The organism is Galactobacter valiniphilus, assembly GCF_003575975.1.
GTDB lineage: Bacteria > Actinomycetota > Actinomycetes > Actinomycetales > Micrococcaceae > Galactobacter > Galactobacter valiniphilus.
In genome coordinates this window covers 1-1142 of sequence record NZ_QQXK01000073.1, presented here as the reverse complement: position 1 = coordinate 1142, position 1142 = coordinate 1, and the positions used below count along the sequence as shown (strand labels likewise).

The window sequence follows — 1142 nt, the reverse complement described above, 5'->3', positions numbered from 1 at the left end:
CGCCGCCCCTCGGCGAGGTCCTTCTGGTGGTAGGCGGAACGCAGTTGCTGGGCGCACTGCCACGCGACGAACACCTCGTCGTGCGCGGGATCGGCCTCGATCGCTGCCGCGAGCCTGATCCGCTGCTTCTCGGTGAGGTTCTCGGCGCCGGCGCGGAGGATGGTCTGGATCCCGTAGAGCGGGTCGCCCTTCCGACCGCGATGCCCAAGGGTGTCCTGCTGAACGCGGCGACGGACCTCGTCGACGGCGGCGGTGCCGAGCTTGACGACGTGGAACGCGTCCAGCACGGCCGTGGCGTCTTCGAGCTTGTCGTCGATCGCGCTCTTGTAGCCGGCGAACGGATCCAACGCCGCGACCTTCACGTTCCTTCGGAACGCTTCGCCGCGTTCGGCGAGCCAGGACGCGTAGGCCTTCCCGGAGCGGCCAGGCACCAGGTCGAGCAGCCTGGCCCGCGTCTTTCCGGTGCTGTCGCGGCTCAGATCGACCATCCCGGTCAGTTCCTTCGGACCGCGCTTGCGGGGGTCGACGTGATGGCAGATGTGCTCATCGACACCCAGCGTGGTGACGTTCTCGAATCGGGACTCGTCGGCCGCGAGCCGCTCCAACTCGGGCTCGACAGCGCGCCACACCGTCTTCCACGACGTCCCCAGCTGACGGGCAAGTCCTGCGATCGTGGCGTGTTCGCGCCGCAGTTGTCCGATCGCCCAGCCGATGGCTCGGTTGGTGATCGACCCGCGCCGGGCGACCAGACCCGGGAGTTGCTCCACGAACGTCCGCCGCGCGCATCCCACCTCGTCGCACCGCCAGACCCGCTGCCGCCACACGATCCGCACCCGCGTCGTCGCGGGCACATCGTGAAGCACCCGTCGGCGGCGTCCGTGGCCGACAGCTACGACCCCACACGAGGGGCAGCCGGTCGGCGCCGCTGGCGTCGAGACCGTCACCACCAGTAGCCCCTCGCGACGGTCGACGCGCTCGACATGGCCATCGGGAAGACCCAGCAGAACGTCGCAGCAAGAACACGAATCAGCGGCAGAGCGCGCGGAAGCGCACCCCGAAGTAGGGTGAAGCACGTCGAGGTCCTCGTGATAGATCAGGGAGTTAGCGCTTCTGATCCTCGGGGACCTCGACCCCTACCCGCC

At 68.9% G+C, this 1142-nt stretch carries 1 protein-coding gene; it reads right to left on the bottom strand.

Annotation, left to right across the window (positions count from 1 at the left end):
- Positions 1 to 1073, bottom strand: a 1073-nt coding sequence (locus DWB68_RS15770; RefSeq protein ID WP_199700485.1) for an ISL3 family transposase, incomplete at its 3' end; no start/stop codon positions are given.
- Positions 1074 to 1142: the final 69 nt, after the last annotated feature.